This window comes from Bradyrhizobium sp. YCK136 (assembly GCF_044570075.1).
Taxonomy (GTDB): Bacteria; Pseudomonadota; Alphaproteobacteria; order Rhizobiales; family Xanthobacteraceae; genus Bradyrhizobium; species Bradyrhizobium diazoefficiens.
In genome coordinates, this window is record NZ_CP172424.1 from 164065 (window position 1) to 180403 (window position 16339).

Consider the following 16339-nt stretch of genomic DNA (forward strand, 5'->3'; position numbering starts at 1 on the left):
AATGCTGGTAACGCCGCGCCCCCGCGGCGTCATCGTTTTCGGTAGGACCCCATGCTCGACGGCCTGCGTCAATTCATCGCCGACATTGTTGCTCCCCATGCCGGGGATCGCGCATTCGGCGACAGCGATTATCGGCTGGCGGCGACCGCGTTGCTGGTTCACGTGGTCTCGCTGGACGGCCAGCCGACGGCGACCGAGCAGCGCAAGCTGCACAGCCTGATCGAAAGCCATTTTGGGCTCGATCGCGGCACTGCCGATCGTTTGATCGCCGACGCGATCCAGGTCGAGGGCGAGGCGGTCGACCTCTATCACTTCACCAGCGTCATCATGCGCTCGCTCGACGAAGCGGGCCGCAAGCGCATCGTCCAGATGATGTGGGAGCTGGTCTATGCCGACGGCCAGGTCTCCGAGTTCGAGGACAACGTGGTCTGGCGCGCCTCCGACCTGCTCGGGATTTCCCAGCGCGACCGGATCGACCTGAAGCATGCCGTGGCGGACCGTGCCGGTAACCAGGTGAAGGACGGCGCCGTAGGCGGCTGATTTCGGGGATTGCCGGTTGTACAGGCTACATGACGAAACTTTAATGTAGCCCCCGGCTGCGGTTATCCCGGATTCATCCGTAAATCCCCGGGTTTTCTGCTCTCCCTGATGCCCGCTCAAGCGGCCACGCTGTCAGCGCCGCTTGCCTGTCGCGTACGGCCTATGCTCTCGTTCCGCCATTGTGGGACTAAAAACTTCAATTCAAGAGACTTCGATCGTGACTGAGCGGGTAACGTTGATCACCGGTGCCTCGGCGGGCATCGGCACGGAGCTGGCGCGGGTGTTCGCCGCGAATGGACACCGTCTGGCGCTGACGGCGCGGCGCGCGGACCGGCTCGAGGCGCTCGCGAACGAGCTCGCCGCCAAGGGCGGCAAGAAGCCGATCGTAATCGCCGGCGACCTCCAGGAAGCTGATGCCGGCGAGAAGATCGCGGCCGCGCTCGCCGCCGAAGATGTCGAGCTCGACCATCTCGTCAACAATGCCGGCTTCGGCGTGTTCGGCGATGCCATCGAGTGCGATCGCGACGAGCAGGTTCGCATCGTCGATGTCAACGTCCGGGCCCTGACCGATCTGTCGCTGCGATTTGCCGATCAGCTCATCAGGAACAAGGGCGGTCTTCTCAATGTCGGCTCGGTCGCCGGCTTTCTGCCCGGCCCCGGCATGGCGGTCTATTACGCGTCCAAGGCCTATGTGATTTCTCTCACCGAGGCCTTGCGGGCGGAGCTCGCGCCGCGCGGCGTCCGCGTCACCGTACTTTGCCCGGGTCCGGTGCCTACCGAATTCCAGGCGCGCGCCGGTGTCGGATCCGGACACAACACGGCCCTTCTCAATGTTCCTGCCTCCGATGTTGCACGGGAGGCCTATCGTGGGCTGATGGCAAATAAACGGGCAGTGCTGCCGGGTCTCGGCATCAAGATTGTGCCGTTCGCGCTACGTTTCTTCCCGCGCGGCTTTATCCTGTCCGCCACCAGCCGATTCCAGCGGCAGAGACGCTGAAGAACGCTCGAAGCCTGTCGTGGCCCGGAGCTTGCTTTCCTGATCGGTGTCGTGTGTGCGCAAACTCACACGATGTTAACCATCGCTTAGCTATGCTGGCGGTCTGAACCGATAGCATTTGGAAAGGCAATGTCGTTCCGGACGGACAGGTTTGGTGGCGCGGAATTGGTGCCCTTCCCGAAGAGAAGGGCCCTTGGCGCATCTGCTGCTCGTCCCGAAGCCCGGTTGCCGGTTCTGATTGTCCTGCACCAGGAATCCTCGACGCCCGGCCGGGTCGGCAATGCGCTGCGCGCGCTCGGCCATCGTCTCGACATCCGCCGTCCCCGCTTTGGCGATCCGCTTCCGGAGACGCTCGATCAGCATGCCGGCGCCGTAGTCTTCGGCGGCCCCATGAGCGCCAACGATCCCGACGACTACATCCGCCGCGAGATCGACTGGATCGAAATTCCGCTTCGCGAACAGCGGCCGTTCCTCGGCATCTGTCTCGGTGCGCAGATGCTGGCGATGCAGCTCGGCGCCCGCGTCGCGCCGCATGCGGAGGCACTGACCCAGATCGGCTACTATCCGATCCGCCCGACGGCCGCGGGCTACGCGCTCTGTCCGGCCTGGCCGGCGCAGGTCTATCACTGGCACCGCGAGGGTTTCGAGCTGCCGGCCGGCACTGAGCTGCTTGCGGAAGGCGACGATTTTCCGGTGCAGGCGTTCCGTGCGGGCCATGCCTTCGGCGTGCAGTTTCATCCTGACGTGACCTACGCCATGATGCATCGCTGGACCACGCGCGGCTATGACGGGTTCAGCGCGCCCGGTGCGCGCGAGCGGCATCATCATTTCGCGGACCGTGCCGTGTACGATGCCGCGGAACGCGCCTGGCTCGATCACTTCATCAATGGCTGGCTGGCGCGCCGGCCGCTGCTGGCGCAAGCCGCCGAGTGATCGCGCCTTCGCGCAAGCCCTTGCCTCATCCCTGGATATGCTAGGCTCGCTGACAACGAGCGCGCGCGAACGCGTGCCGGCAGACAAAGGGAGAGCGTCATGGCCTATGAACACATTCTCTATGAGGTGAGCGACAAGGTCGCGACCATCACGCTCAATCGCCCGGACCGCATGAACGCGTGGACGCCGACAATGGAGCGCGACGTGCGCCATGCGATGGAAGCATCAAGCGCCGACGACAATGTCCGCGTCATCGTGCTCACCGGCGCGGGCCGCGCCTTCTGCGCCGGCGCCGACATGGATGCGCTGAAAGGGCTCGACCCCGATGACGTCAGGCGCGCATCGAGCCTGCCGCCCTTCGACATGAATCGTCGGCCCGACTGGCAGACGCGCTACGGCTTCTATCCGTCGATCGGCAAGCCCGTCATCGCCATGCTCAACGGCGCGACCGCGGGCATCGGCCTCGTCCACGCGCTCTATTGCGACCTGCGCTTCGCCGCCGACAACACCGTGTTCACCACCGCCTTCGCGCGGCGCGGACTCATCGCCGAGCACGGCATCAGCTGGATGCTGCCGCGCATCGTCGGCCATGCCAACGCGATGGATCTGTTGCTCTCGGCGCGCCGCGTTTCGAGCGACGAGGCGCTGCGGATCGGGTTGGTCAACCGCCTGTGCTCGCCGGAGAAGCTCCGCGAGGAAACCTACGCCTATGCGCGCGACCTCGCCGACTTCGTCTCGCCGAGCGCGATGGCCGTGATCAAGCGCCAGCTCTACGAGGTGCCGTTCCAGACGCTGGCCGAGGCAACGATCGAGGCCAACCGGGAGATGATGGTGGCGCTCGGCGGCAGCGATTTCCGGGAGGGCGTGAAAAGCTTCATGGAGAAGCGGCGGCCGAGGTTTACGGGGAGGTAGGGGGAGAGGTCTTCGGATGGAGCCCGCCGTCGCCCCGTGGGCTATGGCGTGGCAGCCTTCGCTACGAGCGGGCTTGCCGAGCCGAAGCAGGCGCAGCCTGCGAAGGCTGGTGGAGCCAGGCGGGATCGAACCGCCGACCTCGTCATTGCGAACGACGCGCTCTCCCAGCTGAGCTATGGCCCCGTTTGTTGGCCGCCCTGGTAAACGCGGCCGACAACCGGGCGCCATTTAAGTCCCTGCCAAGGTCAAGTCAAGGACGGGCGTAACCCGGTTTTAGCCATTCCTGCGTCCGAACTTCCCTTGTTTGGGCCGGGGGGAACCGATATCTAGCAAAAGGCGTCAATCCCGACCGCAGCCAGAGTTTTCAAAAGCCAGAGTCTTCAAAAGCCATGCGTGCCGTTCTCGACATCGTCATCATCGTGCTCGACCTCTACGTCTGGCTGCTGATCGCCTCCGCGATCCTGTCCTGGCTGATCGCTTTCAACGTGGTGAACACCCGCAACCAGTTCGTTTCGGCGGTTGCGGAGTTCCTCTACCGGATCACCGAGCCGGTGCTGGCGCCGATTCGCAATTTCCTGCCCAGCCTCGGCGGCCTCGACATCTCGCCGATCATCCTGATCCTGCTCATCATGTTCATCGAGCGGGTGATCCTGTATTACATCTACCCGAACGTCATCTAAGCAGGCAGGAGCGCCTTGGTCGCGAAAGAGGCCTTCAAGGAACCCTGGCGTTACTCGGCTGCAGGAATCAGCATCGCGCTGCGGGTGACGCCGCGCGGCGGCCGCGACGACATCGACGGGATCGAGCAGCTGGCCGATGGCCGCAGCGTGCTCAAGGTGCGGGTGCGCGCGATCGCCGATGGCGGCGAGGCCAACAAGGCCGTTTTGGTCCTGCTGGCGAAATCGCTTGGTGTCCCCAAGGCCAGCGTAAGACTCCTGTCCGGAGCAACCTCGCGGCTGAAGCAGATCGCGGTCGACGGCGATCCGGCGCGGCTCGGCGAGACCTTGCGCCAACTCGCATCCGCCAAATCGAAAGACCAAGGGAACTGACATGACGGCCAAGATCATCGATGGAAAAGTCATTGCCGCGGACCTCCGGGCGCGCGTTGCCGACGAGGTTGCCCGCGTCAAGCGCGGGCACAATCTGGTGCCGGGCCTTGCGGTGGTCCTGGTCGGCAACGACCCGGCGAGCGAGGTCTATGTCCGCTCCAAGGGCACCCAGACGCAGGCGGCCGGCATGGCCTCGTTCGAGCACAAGCTGCCGGCTGACGTCTCGCAAGCGGACTTGCTGGCCGTCGTCGCAAAGCTCAACCGCGATCCCGCCGTGCACGGTATTCTTGTCCAGCTGCCGCTGCCGAAGGGCCTCAACACCGAGGCCGTCATCAACGCCATCGATCCCGCCAAGGATGTCGACGGCCTGCATCCGAACAATGCCGGTCGTCTCGCTGGCGGCTTCGAAGCGCTGTCGCCCTGCACGCCGCTCGGCTCCATCATTTTGACCAAGAGCGTCCATCCCTCGCTCGAGGGCTTGAACGCCATCGTCATCGGCCGCTCCAACCTGGTCGGCCGGCCGCTGGTGCAATTGCTGCTGAACGAGAACGCCACGGTGACCATCGCGCATTCGCGCTCGCGCGATTTGCCGGGCCTCGTGAAGCGCGCCGATCTCGTCTACGCCGCCGTCGGCAAGCCGGAGATGGTGCGCGGCGACTGGCTGAAGCCCGGCGCGACCGTGATCGACATCGGCATCAGCCGGATTCCAAAGGAGGACGGCAAGACGCGCCTTGTCGGCGACGTCGCCTATCAGGAAGCGCTCGGCGTTGCCGGTGCCATCACGCCGGTGCCCGGCGGCGTCGGCCAGATGACGGTGGCGTGCCTGCTCGTGAACACGCTGCGCGCGGCCTGCGCAATCGCCGGGCTGCCGAAGCCGGCGGTGTAGGTAAACTCTCGTGCCCCGGACGCAGCGCAGCGCTTCTTCAGCGGTGCGCTGCTGAGCCGCGGCCCAGTGGCGGCATGGGTCCCGGCTCAGCGTCGCGTCATTTCATGTCGCGCCGCGTCCGGGACACAGAAGCTCAGCCCTTCTTCTTCTTCTTCTCGCGCTCGATGCCCTCGAGGATCAGGTTGTGCGCGTCCTCCGGGCCGCCCCAGCGCAGGATCTTCACCCACTTGCCCTTCTCGAGATCCTTGTAGTGCTCGAAGAAGTGCTGGATCTGCTGCAGCGTGATGTCGGGCAGGTCGGAGTACGACTTCACCTTGTCGTAGCGCTGCGTCAGCTTCGACGACGGCACCGCCAGGATCTTCTCGTCGCCGCCGGCTTCGTCTTCCATGAACAGCACGCCGACCGGGCGTACGCTCATGACGGCGCCGGGGATGATGGCGCGGGTGTTGATGATCAGCACGTCGCAGGGGTCGCCGTCGTCCGACAACGTGTGCGGGATGAAGCCGTAGTTACCGGGGTAACGCATCGGCGTGTACAGGAAGCGGTCGACCACCAGCGTGCCGGCCTCCTTGTCCATCTCGTATTTGATCGGTTCGCCGCCCACGGGGACTTCGATGATGACATTGACGTCCTGTGGGACGTTTTTCCCGATCGAGATAGCATCGATACGCATTCAAGGCTCCGTTGTTGCCGAGGTTAAATCGCGCCCGGCAGCGATTTCGGCGCTGTCATACGCGGGCTTGGCCCCCCAATCCATCGTGTTTTTTGTGAAATAATGAATCCAGCGAACACCGGCTCAAGCGGCAAACGGTATCGACGGATGGGAAAAGCTGCCGGCTAGACTTTCAGCAGCTCAATTGGTCCAAGCGAAGGCAACCTTGTCGAGCGACTTCGGCCCGAATCGTTCCGAAGAACGCGCCACCATGCGGCCGCCCAGGGCCCGGTAGAACTCGGTCGCCGGATCGTTGTCCGAGAGCGCCCACACAACCATGCTCTTCAGCCCGCTCTGCATCAGGTCGCGGCGGGCGGCGGCGAACAGGCGCCGGCCAAAGCCGAGGCCCTGGAATTCGGGGCGCAGATAGAGCTCGTAGATCTCGCCGTCGAAGTGCAAGCTGCGGGCACGGTTACGGCCGTAATTGGCATAGCCTGCGATCTTGTCGCCGAACACCAGCACGCTGACGCGGCTGCCCTTGCGGATCGCGCTGTCCCACCACTGCGGACCGCGGCGGTTGATCAGCTTCTCCAGCTCGGCGCCGGGAATGATGCCCTGATAGGCCGAGCGCCAGGCTTCGTCATGGGTTGACGCCACCGCAGTTGCATCTGCAGCTTTGGCCGGCCGGACCTCGATCAGGGTTGTGCTCATGGAGACGATCAAACCAAGTCGCCGCGTCGGCGGCAAGACCTATCGTTAATTATCGGTTAACCTGTGGACTTTCTGCATCAGTATTTCAACCGTGTTGTACCGAAAGAGGACAAGGCGCTGCCCTGAACGGCAACGAACTGCCACGCGTCGGTGCAAAACTCCGTTGCGGCAACCAATGAACGGCGATGGCAACGCAGAAAGTCCGCCCAGGATGATTCGTTCCCGTTAGTCTGGCCTTCACTGTCCGTGCTCGCCTCCGGCAATTCATGCGGCTCTTCAACATCCTTGCGCTCCTGCCTCTGCTGGCCTTGCTGACCGCGCCGCCTCTGTGCGCCCAGGTCACGTTCGGTGCGTCGGGCGAGGAAGGCGAGCCGTTTCGCCGGCAGGAGTGGCGTGTGCCGTCGCCGGATACGGACATTGCCGCGCATGCGCTGCTGTTTCGCCCGTTCGGTGCCGGTCCATTTCGACTCGCGGTCATCGCGCATGCTTCGACGCAGAACGGCTTGCGTCGTGCACAAATGCCGCAGCCGGAATACCGCGCGCTCACAGCGTTCCTCGTCGCGCGCGGCTTTGCCGTGCTGGTGCCGGAACGGCTCGGCCACGGTGCAACCGGCGGCCGCTATGTCGAGGACCAGGGCGGCTGTGATGAAGCGGACTACGCGCGCTCGGGGCGTGCGACGGCCGAAGAAATTTCGCTGGCACTGGACCATTTGCGAAAGCAGGATTTCATCCGCAAGGATGCCGCGATCGTGATCGGCCATTCCGCCGGTGGCTGGGGCGCGCTGGCGCTCGCCAATGCCGATCCCAAGACGATCTCGGCGATCACAGTGTTTGCGCCGGGGCGCGGCGGCCATGCCAATGACGAACCGAACCGGATCTGCGCGCCGCATGCGCTTCTCGCGGCCGCTGCTGAATTCGGCAGGGCGGCGCGCATTCCCGTCACATGGCTCGTTGCGAACAATGACAGCTATTTTCCGCCGGTATTTTCGAAGTCGCTGGCAGACGCATTTCGCGGCGGTGGCGGTAAGGTCGATTTCCGCGCACTGCCCGGGGTGGGCAGCGAGGGGCACTGGATGATCGAGACCGAAGCCGGCGTCAAAGCCGCCGGCGGCGAGCTCGAGCGTGCGCTGAAGAAGAAACCATGACGTTATATTTCCTGGTCAAATACCTGCACGTGCTCGGCGCCATCGTAATCCTCGGCACCGGAACCGGCATCGCCTTCTTCATGCTGATGGCGCATCGCACGCACGATGTAGACTTCATTGCGCGCACGGCTTCGGTGGTGGTGATTGCCGACGCGATCTTCACGCTGTCGGCCGTGATCTTGCAGCCGGTCAGCGGTGGCCTGCTGATGATGCTCTCGGCCACGTCGTTCACGGAGCGTTGGCTGCTCGCTTCGCTCGCGCTCTATGCCATCGCGGGCCTGTTCTGGATCCCTGTCGTCTTCATGCAGATCGAGATGCGCGATCTCGCGCGCAAGGCTTCCGAGCGGCGCGCCGCGCTGCCGGAGCGTTACTTCGTCCTGTTCCGCCGCTGGTTCGCGTTCGGCTTCCCCGGCTTCGGCGCGACGATGCTGATCCTCTGGCTGATGGTCGCCAAGCCGTTTTGAGGGAATGATGAACCAGCGAACCATCCTGGTGCTCGGCGCCTCCGGCCTGATCGGCCGCTTCGTCACCGACGATCTGCGCGCGCGGGGCTTTCGCGCCGTCGGCGTGGCGCGCAGCCTGTCGCCGGCGCAGATGATGAGCGCGCTCGATATCGAGCTTCCGCTCCTATCGCTCGATGCGGCCGCGCTGACACGCCTGCTGCGCGAGCATGCCGTGGATGTCGTCGTGAATTGCCTCGGCGTGCTCCAGGATGGGCCCGGCAGCGACACAAGCGCCGTGCACCGGGATTTCGTCGCGCGTCTGCTTCAGGCGATCGGCGACAGCGGCCGCGCGATCCGGCTGGTGCACATCTCGATTCCGGGAATGGCCGAAGCCGACCGTACCGCTTTCGCGACGACCAAGCGCGAGGCCGAGCGATTGATCGCGGCCTCCGGCATCGCCCATGCCATCCTGCGGCCCGGCTTCGTGGTCGCGCCGTCAGCCTATGGCGGCAGCGCCATGCTGCGCGCGCTCGCCGCCTTCCCGCTCGACTTGCCGGGTGCGGAGATGGCGACGCCGTTCCAGCCCGTCGCCGTCGAGGACATCTCGGCGACCATCGCCTGGCTCGCCGCGCGTGATATCGACGATGCATCCGTGATATCAGTGTGCTGGGACCTGATGCTATCGGAGCCGGTCACCATGGCCGGAATCATCAAGCAGTTTCGGTTCGCATTCGGCACGGCCGGTTGGCCGCGCATCGCGATGCCGACCTTGATGCTCGATCTCGGCGCGAAAATCGGCGATCTCGCCAATTATCTCGGCTGGATGCCGCCGATGCGCTCCACCGCCATAGCCGAGCTGCGCCGCGGCGTGAGCGGTGATCCCTCGGCCTGGATCGCCGCCACGGGCATCGTGCCGAAAACGCTGGCTGAAGTGATCGGACGTCATCCCGCCACCATCCAGGACAAATGGTTCGCGCGGCTGTTTCTGATTAAGGCGCTGATCTTCGCGAGCCTGGCCGCGTTCTGGGGCGTCTCCGGCTTCATCGCGCTGTTCGTCTCCTACCGCGCCGCCGCCGGCATCCTGAGCGCGCACAATTTTGCGCCTGCGCTGGTCGATCCCATCACCATCGGCACCAGCCTGATGGACATGAGCATCGGCGTGCTGATCGCGTTCCGACGTACGGCTGCGGTCGGCTTGGTTGCGGGCATTGTCGCCTCGCTCGGCTATATGTTCGGTGCCGCGATCCTCACGCCCGATCTCTGGATCGAGCCGCTCGGCGCGCTGGTCAAGACGGGGCCTGCGATCGTGCTGATGCTGGTTGCGCTTCTGATGCTGGATAATCGCTGATGCCAAAATGGCCCGACGACGATGTGATCCTGTTCGACGGCGTCTGCATCTTCTGCTCGCGCTGGGTGCGCTTCGTCGCCAAGCGCGACACGGCGAAGCGCTTTCGTTTCACGCCGATCCAGTCGGACTATGGGGCGCGTTTGGCGCGCACGTTCGGCATCGACCCTGGGGATCCCGACACCAACGCCGTCGTTCACGGCGGCGAGGTGTTCATGAAGTCGGATGCCGCGCTGACTGTGCTGTCGCAGCTTCCCGATTGGGGCTGGGTACGCGCGTTGTTCGCGGTACCGAAGCCGCTGCGGGATCCCGTCTACAGCCTCATCGCGCGCAACCGCTACCGCATTTTTGGGAAGTATGAGGCGTGCTTTGTGCCGGATGCAGATTTGCGAGCACGGGTGATTGAGTAATTCGTCATTGCTTCGCTGCGCTCGCAATGACGGAGTTTGCGGTTATGGCTTGCGCAGAGCCGCCAGCACTTCCTTCGCCGCCCGTTCCCCGCTGTCCCGCGCCCCATGCGCCGTGGTGAAGAAGTTCGGCGACGTCGCTTCTCCAGCGAAGAACAGCCGGCCATTCATCGGCGCGGCCAGCACGGCGCGGTCGCCGGCATGTCCGGGTAGCGCATGTGAATACGACCCTCGCGCGAAAGGATCACGCGCCCAGCGCGATTCGTACAGCGGCTTCAGCTTGCGGCGGATGTCGTTGCCGAGGAAGCTCGCGATCTCGTCGATGCTCTGCGCGGCAATCGCGCCGTCGCCGGCGTCTTCCAGGTCTCTTGCAAAGCTGCCGCCGAAGAAACCTTCGATGCAGGGCTGGCCGAACGGGCGGATGTGGTAGGTGCCCATCGCGGTGCGCATGGTGGCGCCGCGCAGGTTGCCTTCCCTAGGGAACGCCTCGGCATCGCTAAGCGCCAGCGTCACCTTGTCGTCGACGCCGAGCGGCAGGCCGGCGGCGGCATCGACCTTGGCCGGGAGCAGTGGCGAGAAGCGGATCGCCTCATCGGCGATCAGATTGGTCGGCACGGTCACGATCACCTTGCCGGCGGTCAGCGTGCCCCGCGACGTCTCGAGGCGGATGCGCGGGCCGGAATGATCGATCAGCGTGACAATGCAGTTCAGTGCCACCGGGCAGGGCGCGCCATAGGCCGCGATCAGGGCGCCATAGCCGCGGCGGATGCGCCAGTTGAGGTTGGTGTCCTCATAGGCGTCCCAGTCCAGCGTCGACATGTCCTTGAGTTCGCAGCCGTTGATATAGGTCGAGATCGCGTCGATCATGGGATTCCAGCGATTGCCGGGCTCGAGGCTCAGGCTCGCGGGCTCGTCCTTGCCCTTTTGCGCGGCCTGCCAGAGGCGCTCGTAGAACGCGTCCATCGCCTGCATGAACTCGTCGCGCTGGCTTTGCGGAAACGCGTTGCCGAAGGCGCGCTCGCGCCAGGGCGGCAGGTCCTTGTTGACCTCGAAATCGAGCTGCCTTGCGATTGCGACGAAGGAGTTTTGGTCCGCCGAATGCAGCCAGCCGCAGCCGACGTCGAACGTCACCTCAGGCGAGGCCTGCACGGTCCACGCCCGGCCGCCGAGCCGGTCGCGGGCCTCCAGCACGATGGCGGAGAGGCCGGAGCCCGCCAGCGCGTGCGCTGCGCCGAGCCCGGCAGCACCGGCGCCGATGATCGCGACATCAACGGAGGAGGGAAGGGAGCTCATGGGCGGGCTCTAGCACGTTCGCTGGATGTGCTGAAGCCGCCACAAGTCAGCTGTCATCACCCGCCCTGTGCGCGCTTGCGCACTGGAGCGGGTGATCCAGTATTCCAGAGACGGGAGTGAAGCTCCGTAGGGTGGGCAAAGGCGCTCTTGCGCCGTGCCCACCATTGCCGACCGGGACTTCAAGTGGTGGGCACGCTGCGCTTTGCCCCCCCTACGGCACAACGGCGTGCGGTAGCTTACGCCACCGCTTCCTTGGACTTCTCCGCGCGCTTGCGCTCGTTCGGGTCGAGGTGCTTCTTGCGCAGGCGGATCGACTTCGGGGTGACCTCGACGAGCTCGTCGTCCTCGATATAGGCGAGCGCCTTTTCCAGGGTCATGCGGATCGGCGGGGTCAGGCGCACGGCTTCGTCCTTCGACGTCGTGCGGATGTTGGTGAGCTGCTTGCCCTTGAGCACGTTGATCTCGAGATCGTTGTCACGGGTGTGCTCGCCGACGATCATGCCCTTGTAGACCTTCCAGCCCGGCTCGATCATCATCGGGCCGCGGTCTTCCAGCTTGAACATGGCGTAGGCCACGGCCTCGCCCTGGTCGTTGGAGATCAGCACGCCGTTGCGGCGGCCCTGGATCTCGCCCTTGTACGGGGCGTAGCCGTGGAACAGGCGGTTCATGATCGCGGTGCCGCGGGTGTCGGTGAGCAGCTCGCCCTGGTAGCCGATCAGGCCGCGGGTCGGCGCGTAGAACACCAGGCGCAGGCGGTTGCCGCCGGACGGCTTCATCTCGACCAGCTCGGACTTGCGCTCGCTCATCTTCTGCACGACGACGCCGGAATGCTCCTCGTCGACGTCGATCACGACCTCCTCGATCGGCTCCATGGTGGCGCCGGTGGCTTCGTCCTTCTGGTACACGACGCGCGGGCGCGACACCGAGAGCTCGAAGCCCTCACGGCGCATGGTCTCGATCAGGATCGCGAGCTGCAATTCGCCGCGGCCCGAGACTTCCATCGCGTCCTTGTCGGCGGCCTCGACGACGCGCAGCGCGACGTTGCCTTCGGCTTCACGGAGCAGACGGTCGCGGATCATGCGGCTCGTCACCTTGTCGCCTTCGGTGCCGGCGAGCGGGGAATTGTTGACGATGAAGGACATCGACACGGTCGGCGGATCGATCGGCTGCGCCGGCAGCGGCACCTCGACGGTCGGATCGCAGAAGGTGTCGGCGACGGTGCCCTTGGTCAGGCCCGCGATGGCGACGATGTCGCCGGCTTCGGCTTCATCGAGCGGCGTGCGCTCAAGGCCGCGAAACGCCAGGATCTTGGTGATGCGCCCGGTCTCGACCAGCTTGCCGTCGGCATGCAGCACCTTGACCTGCTGGTTCGGTTTGAGCACGCCGGAGGAGATGCGGCCGGTGATGATGCGGCCGAGATAGGGGTTGGCCTCCAGGATGGTGCCGATCATCCTGAACGGACCTTCCTCGACCGTCGGCGGCGCGACGTGGCGCAGGATCAGGTCGAACAGCGGCTCCATGCCCTTGTCCTGCGGACCCTCGGGGCTCTCGGCCATCCAGCCCTGCTTGGCCGATCCGTAGAGGATCGGGAAGTCGAGCTGCTCCTCGCTGGCGTCGAGCGCCGCGAACAGGTCGAACACCTCGTTGATGACTTCGGTCGGGCGCGCGTCGGGGCGGTCGACCTTGTTGATGACGACGATCGGCTTGAGGCCGACCTTCAGCGCCTTGGAGACCACGAACTTGGTCTGCGGCAGCGGGCCTTCTGCGGCGTCCACCAGCACCAGCGCGCCGTCCACCATGTTGAGGATGCGCTCGACCTCGCCGCCGAAATCGGCGTGGCCGGGGGTGTCGACGATGTTGACCCGGGTGTCCTTCCACTGCACCGAGGCCGCCTTGGCCAGAATGGTGATGCCGCGCTCACGCTCCAGATCGTTGGAGTCCATGGCGCGATCGGTCACCTTCTGGTTCTCGCGGAACGTGCCGGACTGCTGGAGGAGTTTGTCGACCAGGGTCGTCTTGCCGTGGTCGACGTGGGCGATGATGGCGACGTTGCGGAGGTTCATGAGTGAGCTTCTTTGCGTTCGAACAATGGGTTAAGCGCGATCTCGCCGGCCAGACCGGGACCTCTTCTCGAAACAACGCTGGAAGACTGGAAACGGGCGCTTTCCGCCCAAAAAGGGAAGCCCGGTCTATCGACCGGGCACCCTGCGCGTTGCGGCGCAATATATGCAAAAACCGCCAAAAAACAATGTGTTCTTTGCCGGTTGGTTGACTGAATTTTGTCCGGGAATTCCCGGGGCTTAGGGCTGGGTTCCGGGATGGGCGGGGGCCTTTCGCCCCTTGATCGCCGCCCAGATCAGGACGACGCCCCCGATGCCGACGACCAGCCCCAGGAAGACCAGCGGGGCGATGTCGGAATCGATCTTGCCCCCCTCGGATATGGAGATTCCGCCGAACAGGAGCGCGCAAAGACCCGGAAGCAGCAGGATGACCCCGGAGATCGCCATGAGCGCGGTCAGGCAGCCGCCGCGCTGCGGCGGGGCGGCCGGAGGAGGCGGAGGCGGGGGGGCGATGTTGCTCATGAGGAGGCGACACTCTTGTCAGGGCTTAGGCGGGCTCGCCGCCCGGATGAACAGGAAGATCGCAAATCCGACCAGGACCAATCCAATCAGGACAAAGGGGGCACCTTGGCCGCCGAATGCCAGGAAGCACAGGCCGGGGAAAAGCAGCACCACGCCGGCGATCACCATGAAAGCGGTCAGGCGCCCGTCGCGCCGTGGCGGCGCCATCGGAGGCGCGTCCCCTTGCGGCGTCGGAGTCGGAGGAGGCGTGCCGGTGTCGCTCATCGCGGCACCTCCTCGCTTTGGCGTGCCTCGCGATACGTCTCGCCAGCCAGCGCAGCGCGGATGCCGTCGATCTTTCCGTTGCGATAGAACAGATTGTAGGTGTCGAACGGAATGATCGCGCCCTGCTCCGTGACGAAATGGATGCAGGACCGCTTGACGTTGCCGACGCAGAAATTGAAGCGGTCGAGAAACTGCACGATGGTGACGCGAAACACGTTCTCGTAAGAAAGTCCTTCCGGCACCTCGAAGCTCGGCAGGCAGCACAAGAGCTCGCAAACGCGCTCGGAGGTGTTGAGTGGGCCCGACGACAGTGAGAACAAATCGACGAATTTCTCCCGCAGCATCGGATATTTCTCCGGGCTGATGGTGTTGGGCATCACCGCAACCAGCTGCTCCTGCGGGATCAGCGAGGTCAGCGGCAGCACCTTCTCGCCGTTGCGCAGACCGTAGCCGATCGAGATGCTCTCGGGGTTACAGGGCAGCGGGATCATGTCCTTGTCGCCGAACACGCCGGTCTCGACCACGCGGTTGCGAATCTCCGACAGCATGATGCGGTCGGTATTCTTGTCGAAGTTCTCGTTGCGGCCGGCATCCTGCACCGGCTGGAGCGTGACGCCGCGCACGCATTTCCAGGTCAGCGCGTGACGCACGATGTCGCCGATCTCGGCATCATTGACGCCGCGCTTGATGGTCGCCACCAGCGTGGTCGACACGCCGTAATGCTCGAGGTTCTCCAGCGCCTGCTGGCGGATCTTGCGCAAATCCGCGCCGCGCAGATTGATCAGTGGATCGCGCTGCAGCGAATCGAACTGGAGATAGACCTCCAGCCCGCGCTTGTTCTCGGCGAGCCGCGCCACGAAATCCTTTTCGCGGGCAATGCGCAGGCCGTTGGTGTTGATCATGACATGGCGGATCGGGCGGGCGCGCACGGCGTCCAGGATCGCGAAGAAGTCCGGGTGCAATGTCGGCTCGCCGCCGGAGATCTGCACGAGGTCGGGTTCGCCCTCGCTGGCAACCAGCGCGTCGAGCATCTTCTCCACCGTCGCGAGCGGGGTGAATTTGGTCCGCGTTGGCGCGGATTCGGCGAAGCAGACCGGGCAGGTGAGATTGCAGTGCTCGGTGATCTCGATCAGCGCGAGGCAGGAATGCTGCTCGTGATCCGGGCAGAGGCCGCAATCATAGGGGCAGCCGAATTCGGTGCGGTGCTGGAATTGCAGCGGGCGGTCGCCCGGCTTGATGAAATCCTTGCACAGACGCCAATAGGCCGCGTCGGTGGACACGAGCGTCGACTGAACACCATGCTCCTTGCACCGCTTTTCGTACCAGACCTCGTTGTCGAGGATCTGGATCTTGGTCGGCACCAGCTTCAGGCAGGTCTCGCAGAGGGACTGGGTCTGGCCCCAGAAGATGTAGGGACGCGACTTACGCAACGGCGCGTTCATGCACAGGTCTCGCTTTGGGCGCCGTCGCCAGCATGATTGCGGCGTAGAGGAGGATGGACAGCGACAGCAGGTGAAACAGCGTGAGGGGGCCGATCAGCGTGCCGTAGGGCTTGAGGAATTCCCACAGGAAGCGCTGCGCTCCATAGTAGAGCAGAACCAGGTAGAAACCATTGGTGATCGCGAATGCGTTCCGGTTCAAGACCGCCAGCACATAGAGCAGCGCGAACACGCCCATCGCGGCGCTCTCGTAGAGCTGCACGGGATGGCGGAGAATGCCGTCGCCGAAATCATGGCCCCAGGGCAATGCCGTCGGCGTGCCGTAGGTGAAATCGTCGAGGCCCGCGAAATAGCAGCCGAGCCGCCCGATCGCGATGCCGAGGGCCAGCGGCAGCGCAAACCGCGCGCCCGTGCGCAGGGCGATGCCTGCGGTCCTTTTGTAGAGCTCGACCGCCACGATGCCGCCGGCAAGCGCGCCCTCGACCGAGCGCGCAATGCCGCTCTCGCCCGACAGCCACAGATTGGCGGACCCGAACAGATAGGCGCCAATGCCGGCGCCGAACACCAGCGCGGCGATGTAGGGCAGCTCGAAGGATTGCGCCGGAAACCGCAAGCCTTGTCGCGACAGCCAGTAAACCGCCGCCCCCGCCGCCAGCCACGCCGCAACATCGAAGACAGTGTGAAGGAACGCCCCGCTCATGCGGAGCGGGTATAGCACGGCGGACGTGCGGTGTCGCACGT

Annotated in this window: 19 protein-coding genes and 1 tRNA gene; 11 read left to right on the forward strand and 9 right to left on the reverse strand. The window is 64.8% G+C overall.

Annotated elements, in window-relative coordinates:
• The first annotated feature begins 51 nt into the window (after positions 1 to 51).
• From ACFLEY_RS00755 to ACFLEY_RS00770, 4 genes are all read left to right on the forward strand, one after another.
• Complete coding sequence (locus tag ACFLEY_RS00755) at positions 52 to 540, forward strand: TerB family tellurite resistance protein (protein WP_060909663.1); 489 nt, start codon at positions 52 to 54, stop codon at positions 538 to 540.
• Between the two features lie 217 nt (positions 541 to 757).
• The gene (locus ACFLEY_RS00760; protein WP_060909664.1) at positions 758 to 1537 is read left to right on the forward strand and encodes an SDR family oxidoreductase; all 780 of its coding nucleotides are present in this window, start codon (positions 758 to 760) and stop codon (positions 1535 to 1537) included.
• A gap of 129 nt (positions 1538 to 1666) precedes the next feature.
• Positions 1667 to 2470 carry a glutamine amidotransferase gene (locus tag ACFLEY_RS00765; RefSeq protein WP_060909665.1) on the forward strand — a complete coding sequence of 268 codons (804 nt, stop codon included), beginning with the start codon at positions 1667 to 1669 and terminating at the stop codon, positions 2468 to 2470.
• A 99-nt stretch (positions 2471 to 2569) separates the two neighbouring features.
• Positions 2570 to 3382 carry an enoyl-CoA hydratase gene (locus ACFLEY_RS00770; RefSeq protein ID WP_396604473.1) on the forward strand — a complete coding sequence of 271 codons (813 nt, stop codon included), beginning with the start codon at positions 2570 to 2572 and terminating at the stop codon, positions 3380 to 3382.
• 107 nt (positions 3383 to 3489) lie between these two features.
• Here ACFLEY_RS00770 and ACFLEY_RS00775 read toward each other — a convergent pair.
• A tRNA-Ala gene (locus ACFLEY_RS00775) sits at positions 3490 to 3565 on the reverse strand.
• 206 nt (positions 3566 to 3771) lie between these two features.
• Here ACFLEY_RS00775 and ACFLEY_RS00780 point away from each other — a divergent pair.
• Genes ACFLEY_RS00780 through ACFLEY_RS00790 form a run of 3 tightly spaced genes read left to right on the forward strand, consistent with a single transcriptional unit; the run spans position 3772 to position 5317 of the window.
• Positions 3772 to 4062, forward strand: coding sequence for a YggT family protein (locus ACFLEY_RS00780; protein WP_007598721.1), 291 nt, complete (start codon positions 3772 to 3774; stop codon positions 4060 to 4062).
• Positions 4063 to 4077: 15 nt separating this feature from the next.
• Positions 4078 to 4431: a DUF167 domain-containing protein gene (locus ACFLEY_RS00785; protein ID WP_060909667.1), complete on the forward strand. Its 354-nt coding sequence runs from the start codon at positions 4078 to 4080 to the stop codon at positions 4429 to 4431.
• Position 4432: 1 nt separating this feature from the next.
• Complete coding sequence (locus ACFLEY_RS00790; RefSeq protein ID WP_060909668.1) at positions 4433 to 5317, forward strand: bifunctional methylenetetrahydrofolate dehydrogenase/methenyltetrahydrofolate cyclohydrolase; 885 nt, start codon at positions 4433 to 4435, stop codon at positions 5315 to 5317.
• Between the two features lie 133 nt (positions 5318 to 5450).
• Here the strand turns inward: ACFLEY_RS00790 and ppa are convergent, their stop codons facing one another.
• Together ppa and ACFLEY_RS00800 are read right to left on the reverse strand one after the other, a co-directional pair.
• Complete coding sequence (gene ppa / locus ACFLEY_RS00795) at positions 5451 to 5990, reverse strand: inorganic diphosphatase (RefSeq protein ID WP_060909669.1); 540 nt, start codon at positions 5988 to 5990, stop codon at positions 5451 to 5453.
• Positions 5991 to 6170: 180 nt separating this feature from the next.
• Positions 6171 to 6680: a GNAT family N-acetyltransferase gene (locus tag ACFLEY_RS00800; protein ID WP_008136728.1), complete on the reverse strand. Its 510-nt coding sequence runs from the start codon at positions 6678 to 6680 to the stop codon at positions 6171 to 6173.
• Between the two features lie 266 nt (positions 6681 to 6946).
• Between ACFLEY_RS00800 and ACFLEY_RS00805 the strand changes: the two genes are divergently transcribed.
• Genes ACFLEY_RS00805 through ACFLEY_RS00820 form a run of 4 tightly spaced genes read left to right on the forward strand, consistent with a single transcriptional unit; the run spans position 6947 to position 10023 of the window.
• Complete coding sequence (locus tag ACFLEY_RS00805; protein WP_060909670.1) at positions 6947 to 7825, forward strand: dienelactone hydrolase family protein; 879 nt, start codon at positions 6947 to 6949, stop codon at positions 7823 to 7825.
• Positions 7822 to 8289, forward strand: coding sequence for a DUF2269 domain-containing protein (locus tag ACFLEY_RS00810; RefSeq protein ID WP_060909671.1), 468 nt, complete (start codon positions 7822 to 7824; stop codon positions 8287 to 8289). The genes ACFLEY_RS00805 and ACFLEY_RS00810 overlap by 4 nt, the downstream gene beginning before the upstream one ends.
• Before the next feature lie 7 nt (positions 8290 to 8296).
• Entirely contained in the window at positions 8297 to 9616 is a 1320-nt protein-coding gene (locus tag ACFLEY_RS00815; RefSeq protein ID WP_060912812.1) for an SDR family oxidoreductase, read from the forward strand.
• On the forward strand, positions 9616 to 10023 hold the full coding sequence (locus ACFLEY_RS00820; RefSeq protein WP_060909672.1) for a thiol-disulfide oxidoreductase DCC family protein: 408 nt from the start codon (positions 9616 to 9618) through the stop codon (positions 10021 to 10023). Before ACFLEY_RS00815 ends, ACFLEY_RS00820 begins: the two co-directional genes overlap by 1 nt.
• Before the next feature lie 42 nt (positions 10024 to 10065).
• On the opposite strand, the gene ACFLEY_RS00825 is transcribed toward ACFLEY_RS00820, so the two are convergent.
• From ACFLEY_RS00825 to ACFLEY_RS00850, 6 genes are all read right to left on the reverse strand, one after another.
• Positions 10066 to 11313: an NAD(P)/FAD-dependent oxidoreductase gene (locus ACFLEY_RS00825; protein WP_060909673.1), complete on the reverse strand. Its 1248-nt coding sequence runs from the start codon at positions 11311 to 11313 to the stop codon at positions 10066 to 10068.
• A gap of 236 nt (positions 11314 to 11549) precedes the next feature.
• The gene (gene typA / locus ACFLEY_RS00830; protein ID WP_028174933.1) at positions 11550 to 13376 is read right to left on the reverse strand and encodes a translational GTPase TypA; all 1827 of its coding nucleotides are present in this window, start codon (positions 13374 to 13376) and stop codon (positions 11550 to 11552) included.
• A gap of 237 nt (positions 13377 to 13613) precedes the next feature.
• Complete coding sequence (locus ACFLEY_RS00835; RefSeq protein WP_011083370.1) at positions 13614 to 13895, reverse strand: hypothetical protein; 282 nt, start codon at positions 13893 to 13895, stop codon at positions 13614 to 13616.
• 18 nt (positions 13896 to 13913) lie between these two features.
• Complete coding sequence (locus ACFLEY_RS00840) at positions 13914 to 14159, reverse strand: hypothetical protein (RefSeq protein ID WP_028174932.1); 246 nt, start codon at positions 14157 to 14159, stop codon at positions 13914 to 13916.
• A complete protein-coding gene (locus tag ACFLEY_RS00845) occupies positions 14156 to 15601 on the reverse strand; it encodes a radical SAM protein (RefSeq protein WP_060909676.1) in 1446 nt (481 codons plus the stop codon). The genes ACFLEY_RS00840 and ACFLEY_RS00845 overlap by 4 nt, the downstream gene beginning before the upstream one ends.
• Positions 15582 to 16298, reverse strand: a complete 717-nt coding sequence (locus ACFLEY_RS00850; RefSeq protein ID WP_060912813.1) for a prolipoprotein diacylglyceryl transferase — start codon at positions 16296 to 16298, stop codon at positions 15582 to 15584. The genes ACFLEY_RS00845 and ACFLEY_RS00850 overlap by 20 nt, the downstream gene beginning before the upstream one ends.
• Positions 16299 to 16339: the final 41 nt, after the last annotated feature.